At 36.1% G+C, this 8,555-nt stretch carries 7 protein-coding genes and 1 pseudogene; 2 read left to right on the forward strand and 6 right to left on the reverse strand.

Going from position 1 to position 8,555, the window contains the following annotated elements; translation table 11 throughout:
• Nucleotides 1-607: 607 nt before the first annotated feature.
• A pseudogene (locus tag HP456_RS25390) lies at nt 608-718 on the reverse strand (phosphotriesterase family protein); the annotation flags it as partial.
• Here HP456_RS25390 and HP456_RS16070 point away from each other — a divergent pair.
• Nucleotides 711-1,565 carry a LysR family transcriptional regulator gene (locus tag HP456_RS16070; protein WP_312857780.1) on the forward strand — a complete coding sequence of 285 codons (855 nt, stop codon included), beginning with the start codon at nt 711-713 and terminating at the stop codon, nt 1,563-1,565. The pseudogene HP456_RS25390 and the gene HP456_RS16070 sit on opposite strands and share 8 nt — an antisense overlap.
• Nucleotides 1,566-2,184: 619 nt before the next feature.
• Here the strand turns inward: HP456_RS16070 and HP456_RS16075 are convergent.
• The 4 genes from HP456_RS16075 to HP456_RS16090 all read right to left on the reverse strand — a co-directional run bounded on the left by HP456_RS16075 (nt 2,185) and on the right by HP456_RS16090 (nt 6,485).
• Nucleotides 2,185-2,625 carry an NUDIX domain-containing protein gene (locus HP456_RS16075; protein WP_172252906.1) on the reverse strand — a complete coding sequence of 147 codons (441 nt, stop codon included), beginning with the start codon at nt 2,623-2,625 and terminating at the stop codon, nt 2,185-2,187.
• Nucleotides 2,626-3,140: 515 nt separating this feature from the next.
• On the reverse strand, nt 3,141-3,770 hold the full coding sequence (locus HP456_RS16080; protein WP_172252908.1) for a class I SAM-dependent methyltransferase: 630 nt from the start codon (nt 3,768-3,770) through the stop codon (nt 3,141-3,143).
• A 505-nt stretch (nt 3,771-4,275) separates the two neighbouring features.
• A complete protein-coding gene (locus tag HP456_RS16085) occupies nt 4,276-4,713 on the reverse strand; it encodes a hypothetical protein (protein ID WP_172252910.1) in 438 nt (145 codons plus the stop codon).
• 437 nt (nt 4,714-5,150) lie between these two features.
• Complete coding sequence (locus HP456_RS16090) at nt 5,151-6,485, reverse strand: ATP-binding protein (RefSeq protein ID WP_172252912.1); 1,335 nt, start codon at nt 6,483-6,485, stop codon at nt 5,151-5,153.
• Between the two features lie 263 nt (nt 6,486-6,748).
• Here HP456_RS16090 and HP456_RS16095 point away from each other — a divergent pair, with 263 nt between their 5' ends.
• On the forward strand, nt 6,749-7,177 hold the full coding sequence (locus HP456_RS16095; protein ID WP_172252914.1) for a DUF2621 domain-containing protein: 429 nt from the start codon (nt 6,749-6,751) through the stop codon (nt 7,175-7,177).
• Between the two features lie 729 nt (nt 7,178-7,906).
• Here the strand turns inward: HP456_RS16095 and HP456_RS16100 are convergent.
• Nucleotides 7,907-8,386, reverse strand: a complete 480-nt coding sequence (locus tag HP456_RS16100) for a CcdC family protein (RefSeq protein WP_172252916.1) — start codon at nt 8,384-8,386, stop codon at nt 7,907-7,909.
• Between the last annotated feature and the right edge of the window lie 169 nt (nt 8,387-8,555).

An 8,555-nucleotide genomic window follows, 5' to 3' on the forward strand; every position in this document is an offset into this window, starting at 1 on the left:
AACGGTTTGCAGAGCTCTTTGCAGAAAAAAAGGAAGGGGAATTATCACATAAGGATATTGTGAATATAAACAGAGAAACTTACAACTCGTAAAAACAAAGGTGCGCTCATTAAAGCGTACCTTTTTGTATAACATCCCGATTTGCTAAATTATTTTCTTTCATTAAGCATCTGAAATAGGATTTCTTTATTGCGCAGTATAAGTATATGTAATACAACAAATACACTTAATCTGACACTACTCCTGAAAATAATATAATGCTTATAATCAATGTTATAAGTACTACTACCTCAATTCATGAAAGAAATTAACCTTGTATGCTTGACATAAGAAATCCACCAGTATCCTTTCACTCTTGTAAACTAATTGTCTTACCCTTTCAAGAGTAACCTCAATGATCTCAGCGACTTCTGATTCTTTAGTATGTATGATGTTGTAATATCTTTTCATTAATCGCATTTTATCTGACTGAATATATATAAAATAACCATATCTTCTTTGCTTACTTCCAACTCAGCTTCTCTCCTCCGGAAAAAACTTCATAATACATACTTCGACATTTTGTTTAAAATTACCTATACAATATATAAAAAATGGATAAAATTTCTGGGTCAGCATTTCGATCACTATGACCGACACCCACATTGGTTAAATCTCCCCCCTCTTCTTCAAGGATATCCAGTAACTCTTCTCCCATCGTGCCCGCTTCTGTGTTTATTGCAGTTGCGGAAGAGCTGCATTTCAGCAACGCTGCAAAACGACTGAAAATGGCACAGCCTCCTTTAAGCCAGCAAATCAAAAATCTTGAAAAAGAGATTGGGATCCCGCTATTTTTGCGAACAAAAAGGCATGTAGAATTAACAGAAGCGGGTCAGTCTTTTTTAAAGAATGCATACGCCATTATCAAAAGCTTGGAAAATGCAAAAGAGGAAGCAGTAAGAATTCATAATGGGGAATATGGACAACTAATTGTAGGATTTACAGGTTCAGTTACCTTCGACCTGTTGCCAAATATCATTCGCTTATTCCGCGAGAGGAACCCATATATCAACATAGTTTTAAAACAACTTACAACTTCTGAACAAGTAGAAGCTTTACACAAGAAAGAAATCCATGTAGGGCTGCTCGTATCGCCAATCGATTCTTTACAATTAAGTGTTGAAAAGCTCCGGGAAGAAACCTTCGTTGCTGTGCTCCCCAAAGATCATCCATTAGCGGATAATACAGCAAAACTTGATGCAAAAAGTTTGTTCAATCATCCATTTATAACAACACCAAGGAATACAGGTCCAGCTTTTTATGATGCAATTATCAGCTTCTTCCACAAATCAGGCTACAGCCCGAACATTTTACAGGAGGCACATGACCTGCATACTATCATCTCGTTAGTATCGTTCGGAATGGGCATCGCCCTACTCCCTAGCCCTTTCCAAACGATTAATCATCCTAGAGTGGTATTTAGAGAGTTAAATGATCCTTTTACAATAAATATTTCAGTGGCCTTCCCTAAGGATGGTGTTTCTCCACAATTAGGAGCCTTCCTTTCATTAATAAGGGAAATATAGGGTATACAAACAAAACCCGGTTCCCTTGTCTTAGTAGAAGTACTGGAACCGGGTTTAAGTATTAAAGCCTATCACTAATGGGTCGAGTTGTGTTAAATCCCAAATTGCAGGTGCACCATCTAATATCAAATTCAGTCCAGCATTCCTTCGTCCTTCACTTACGATAATGGAATGCAAAACCGACGCAGGACGAGAGGACAAGCCTTAAAAAACATGTATTTTTGTTTGATGGCATTCTGATAAGCACGATGCAACTCATATGGCTTTCGAAAACACTAATAGAATGAGAAATATCAATTCATTTGGATTGATATTTCTACCTGTCTCTTTAAATTTCCCAACCATGCCCCGAGTGACCATTTAGAAATGTCATAGTCTTTTTCCTTTAAGATCGGGCAGCCTTACCTTCCTGTTAAATCCCGAATTATAAAACTTCTTGTGTTCATTCAATTTGCGACGATCAAAGGTCTCAACTCCCATAATCGTGCTCCTTTATGTCACGCAAAATAGATGAGAGATTGATACTTCTACTTGATTTTGCCGTTTCAAATAATAATTGTTAAGAATTTAGGTGAAAATGTATGAATTAATTTAGATCACCATAAATAAGAATATCTCTTTACCGAATAAAAGCCATTTCTCTTTCTGCAAGAACATCTTTTAACCATCGAGGATGCATTTTCAATAAGTCCTGAGGAAGGGCTCCCTGTCCAAAAAATCTAATTTCAAGTGATTCATCTGAATTACATCTAAGTTTCCCCCCTGTTATTTCAGCAAGGAAACACGTTGTTATAAAATGTACTACTTTACCGCTTGGATAATAAAACACTTGTGATTCAGGGTCAGAATAAACACCAATCAACTTTTTAATTCTTATATCTAAATTTGTTTCCTCTTTTACTTCTCTGACTGCCGCCTCAGTCACTGTTTCCCCTATTTCTACATGTCCTGAAGGAATACCCCAAAGTCCTACATCCGCTCTCTTCTGTAATAAAACTTGATTTTCCTCATTCAAAATTATTACAGCAACCCCAGCTTTTAATTCATCAATATTCTCCATAAGATAAGCCTCCTTTAAAAGTAAAAAAGGTCCGAGACGAGAAAGATTTCAACGCATAAGAAATACGCTGAACCTTTCCCCTCGGACCTTTTATGTCAATAGGTGCCTTTTACATTTTGTAAAAGATGCAGCCCTCGGTCACAGACCTATAAATAGCGGAACCCTAGCTACAGTTTTCCAGTTCATATTTGTAGAATTTTAAATTTTACCACACGTCATATTCTACTATTAATCATAGAGAAAACAAAGATTTTTTGTATGATACTGCTAGTTAGTAAACGAGTTTATCAAAATCAACTACTAGTAATTCCTATAATTCACTATTCGTCGAACAAAATAAATAATAAATATATTTTTCAATTTAACTCAAATTATGGGATAAAGAGCAACTACCTGATCTTAAGTTGTTGCGTCATTTAGTAAACCTGGCTGTTCGATCTTCACTATTGCCTACTTTAATGGATACACATAAACAAGGTTTTCTGAACTACTTAAATACGTAGTTTACCAATCAATTAGTTCTCTGCCACTACGCAATAATATCCAATCGACTTGTCACTAAAATGCTGGTTGCTGATATTCGTAAAACCTGTATCTTTTAGTAAGGTTTGAACTTCCTCTGCTTCCGGAGTAAACAAAGAAAAATCATATTCATCGGAGGTCCTTTGAGACATTATATCCTTAGAACGAAATGTAATAGCTAATCTTCCCCCCGGCTTGAGCACTCTTTTTATTTCTTGTAATCCGAGAATAGGGTCAGACCAAAAATAAATAGTGTTCACTGTGAATATTTTATCGAACATCCCATTGCTGAAAGGAATTTTTTCAACTTCACCCTGTTCAATTTGAACTCTCCCTTCCTTTATTGAATTCTTGTTGATTTTGGTTGCAGTCTTTACCATCTCGTCGGAAAAATCCAGGCCCAGTACATGAGTCCCCTTTACTCTTTCTATAATTTCTGCGATATACTTTCCGTTTCCGAAGCCGATTTCCAACACATAATCATCATCATCAATACCAAGTAATTGAATCGTTGTTTCGTTCATTTGCGCATTGACTTTGTTCATCAATTTACCCATTAACTTACCGATAACACCCTTTGGTCTTCTAGACTGACCAGCTAGATACGTTTTAATGAACCCCATTCCCATCTCCCCCAACATGTGTAGTCAAATCCTCATTTTGTATAACCTCAATTTAATTAACTGCATTTAAATTAATAATAAATATCTAACTCAAAATTGGAACACAATTAAGATTGCTGAATACCGTTACAGAATAGTCCAATGCTAATCAAAAGACTACTCAATTAAATACAGGATTGTTAAGTATTCATTCTGTATCATATTAACTCACAACAAAGTGTTGTGTAAAATTTGTATTTTTTGGCCGTAAAGACAAATGCACTCTGCCTCATAATCATGTGTAAAAGTCGAAAATATGTCCCGTCCCTACCTTTAGTCTTAAGTAATATTAAGTTCGCAGCAAGCGATAAGTTTAAGGCAATCCTTTTAATGAGTATGTATTTTGCAGCCTTACCAAGAGAGAACTGTTGAGTAAAAAATTGACATTAGTAATAATAGTAGGCTTTTTTTAATCTCTTAAAAATGCCCCGCCAATTAAGGAGGGGCATGCTTGTCCCAAATGAAATTACCCTGCAGATGCAATCGCGCTAAAGCTCTCTGGACCAACTCTAATTGTCCCTAAAAGTGAGGCGCTAATATATGCAGTATATACTAAAGGTCCGCTTACCGGCTTAGGGGGGTTAAAGTCTGCCCCGGAAAATGTAACAAGTTGAGGGCCTAATATTTCAAGACTTAATTGTTGTTCTGCAGTATAAACTGTTGTTAATCCTGATTGTTGTGTTCCTCTAACAATAGTAATAGTTACACTAGTTGCAAGTGGAATTAATGGTAACTGTACAGCTACAGTTCCATTAAACTCGACTCTTATCTGACCAACAGTCGCTTTTGTAACGTCTAATCCAACTACACCAAATAAAGAATCGGTACCTACAAGGATTGGAGTTGAAATACTGTTAGCTAAACTAGCATTTTGACTTGTTCTACCGTCTAGATAAATTCCCATAATCTCACCTCCTTTATTCTAAACTAATATATTTTATGCGAATTAGAATGAAATGACTGTACTTCTGTAATATAATGTAAAAAATCTACATGCAAACTGCATGTAGATTTACATATGCTATGAGTACGTACTTAGATGGTAATCAATATTAATATATTCAATCATTTTATTTGTTCTTTTACGTTTATCTAATATCGTCAAATTAATTTATTGTGGTAAGAACTATGTATTAATGATAGGGGAATTTTTTATGAAAAATCATTAAAGTTACTACCTTTTTAAATTCACACATCAAAAATACTTACCACCTATAAACTTCAAAACCTCTTGGGATTCGCGTGCTGTCTCCGCTGGTACGATTCCCAGGCAGTCCTGCCATTTTTCCAATACGCCTAAAAAAGAAGTTTCAGGGATATCAAAGACACCCTAAAACTCCTTCAATAATATACATTGTGTATCTGCTCTCTCTTTTTCCTCTCTTGCTGCTGTGCGGCTTCAAATGCTATTGAAAAGGTCGTTCCTTGCCCCTGCTCGCTCTGAACTCTTATATCTGCAGAATGATCCCTTAAGATACGTAAGCAAATCGTCAAACCTAATCCTGTACCTTTTGTTTTTGTTGTAAAGAATGGCTCGCCCAGTTTATCAAGGGTTTGTTTTTTCATGCCTACCCCTTCGTCTTTAAAAGTAAGTTCCACCTTATTATTCTCTTTGATCTCGGCTTGTATCATTATATTCCCTCCATGAGGCATCGCCTCGATGGCGTTCTTCAAAAGATTGATAAAAACCTGTTTGAGCTGATTTTCGTCTCCTCTTATATATAACTCCCCCTGCTTGAATGCAGTCTGAATTTCGATATTATAAAGGATTGCGTTTGTATTAAGGAGCTTTGCAACATGATCAAGTGTATGTATGATATTGATGCGTTTATAAGTGACTGATTGAGGTTTCGCCAAAATCAAGAGTTCACTGAGTACGAGTTCGATTCTCTTTATTTCTGAGAAGACAATTTCCAGATACTCTTTAGCCTTATCGTTTGCATCATCTCTCAGCAGCTGAAGGAAACCATTAATGGAAGTCAGTGGATTTCTGACTTCATGTGCAATTCCTGCAGCCAATTGCCCAGCCACAGACAATTTCTGTGACTCAATGGCAAGTGTTTCATTCATTTCCAGTAATTCTTCTTCATTATGTATTCGTTCCGTTATATCGGAGATTGTCCCTACGGTCCCTGCAAGTTCCCCTTTATCAGTATAATTTATTTTGATATTTACTTCCCCCCATCTAAACTGTCCATTTCTGGTTTGAAAAGAAAAATCAATCTTTGTTTTTTCCATTTTCTCACTGATACTTCTTCTTAGGACACGCAAAAATTCATGCCGTTCATGCAGCGAGATAAAATGCAAGGCGTTTTTATGTAAGCTCTCTTTAAGGCTGTAACCCGTCAATTCTTCCCATGATTGGTTGAGGAATTGAAATTCCCCTTTGGAATTTGTGTGGAACACTACTTCCGTAATATTCTGCAGGACGAGCTGTAATTCTTCGTTTAACCTTTTGATTTTTTCTTCACTTTTACTAAGGGCGGCTACAGCCTCATTGCTATCATCGTAGTTTTTGCCTGTATAATATCCGATAAATAAAATAAGAATGGAAAAAAGCAGATCCACTTGCAAGTTGAAGGAGTATTGAAGAACAAAATAATAAATGAAATTCCAAATTATTATTAAAAAGACTCCTGCTAACACAAATAAAATCCTGCCTTTGTACTTTCCCATATGCTCCCACGTCCTTCCTGACCGGCTAAAGATTTCACCACTATCGAAAAAGAAAGAATATTCACGATATTTGTTATTTATTAGTATATCATTTCTTATTAAGAACAGTAAGGTATCTTTTTGATTTGTAATGATATTCTTGTCACATCCTTTAACGTTGTCTATAATGATAGACGATACATATAAACTTTTTTACGTATTTAAATGCACTATTTTTCTTTCTATTTCAGAAAGAATAGTGCTGAAAAAATTGAGGTGAGAGCATGCAGCTTGACGGATGGTTTTTATACTTTATCCTTTTTTGGGTTGTTTTCCTAATTGCATCTTTTGCAATTGGCGGTTTCTTTATGTTCCGGAAGTTCTTGAAGAGATTCCCCAAAGAAGACGGGAAATCAGATATGGACTGGGAAGAATACTACGTTAATGAAACAATCCATTTATGGAATGAAAAAGAAAAAAATATGCTGAATGAATTGGTTACTCCCGTTCCTGAATTATTCAGAGACGTTGCAAAATATAAAATCGCAGGAAAAATTGGTGAATTGGCCCTTAAGGAAAAAGCAACGGCCATTTCTCAAGATTTAGTAATAAGAGGCTACATCCTGGCCACTCCAAAACGCGACCATAAATTTCTCCGCAAGAAGCTGGATGAAATGCAGATTGATGTGGCTCCTTTTGAGCACTTATTTTAAATCAATCGAAAGGGAAGGAATTGTATGGGGTCTATTCTGGTGATACCGATTGTTCTTTATATCATATTTGTTGGTGCAGCCCTTCTGCTCTTCAAGAGATGGAGAAAGGCAAATAAAAGGTAAACGATGCTCATCGTTTACCTTTTATTATGGGCATTCCAACTGCCCTTTTGTAGATGGCTTGCCCGTCGCTCGGTTTCCCGTCTCTGTTCCGATAAGGAAAGAGGGAGAAAAAGATTAAATAAGCTGCCTGATAAATATATCAGAACATGCAACCACACTTTATTGTATTTTAATTCAGTGTATTGGCACCAGCCTTCCATAAAACACATCCTATTTATCTCGGAGGGGCCAGGGGCCCTATCTTTATCAATGGTTTAACGGTGCCGATCGCAAATTTTATTTTAACTCCAAATATGCTTGCAACTAATACATGACCACCTGCTTCATGTACCATGGTCACTAGCGGCAGTGTTAAAAAAGATGCAAGAAAGAACGTCCAGATATCATGTAATGTGAACAACATTAAAACTCCTTATATAAATATATGTTTTTTCATACCCTCTTTCCAAGGAGATAAAACGATAATCACATTTTGGAGATTTGCAAGAAAAATGTCATAAATACAACAACGAGGAAATACCTCCAGCCGCCGATGGTCCTTGAAAATTTAAAATCTTTAAACATAAAAAAGCAGGCTAAAATGAAATCATTTTAGCCTGCTTACGTTCAAATTGAATTGGTCGTAAGGTCACGATTTTCCTGATAGAGCTTTCTATATTGAAGATACATGGCAATTCTCCAAGGAACGATCATTCCAAATGCAAGGATCCAAAACATGCCGCTGAGGGATCCATAATCGATTGACGCGCTCAGGAGCGATTTGGCAGCAATTCGGAAAATCAGAAGTCCAATCAGTATAAATGCAAATGCTTTAGATCGCTTTAAGTAAATATCATTATCGCGAATTTCAAATTTAGACGTCTTTATCAGTAAAATGGAAAACAACATTCCCACCGTTAGTGCTTCCAATAACTCGCCCAGAGTAACCCGGAAGAAAGGAAATAGAAACATTAATGCACCTGTACTCATAAAAAGAGGTGGTAAAATGATCTTTTTACCGCTTACCGGCTTTTTCTGTGCCTTCATTCGAATAAATAATACAAAAAACCCCATACATATTGCCAAAATGGATGAAGCAATCATCATAAACAATCATCCTTTAACTTTCTACTTAATTTCTTATCTATTATAGCTTATTTCATTCGAAAACGAAAACATCAAAAAGAGAGATTGAAACAATCTCTCTCCACTTTTCATGAACCTAATACTCTCCTTATCGCGTCTACTACCCTAACTTCATCAAAAGGTTTTACAA

The sequence above is a fragment of the Bacillus haikouensis genome (genome assembly GCF_013179555.1).
Taxonomy (GTDB): Bacteria; Bacillota; Bacilli; order Bacillales; family Bacillaceae_B; genus Rossellomorea; species Rossellomorea haikouensis_A.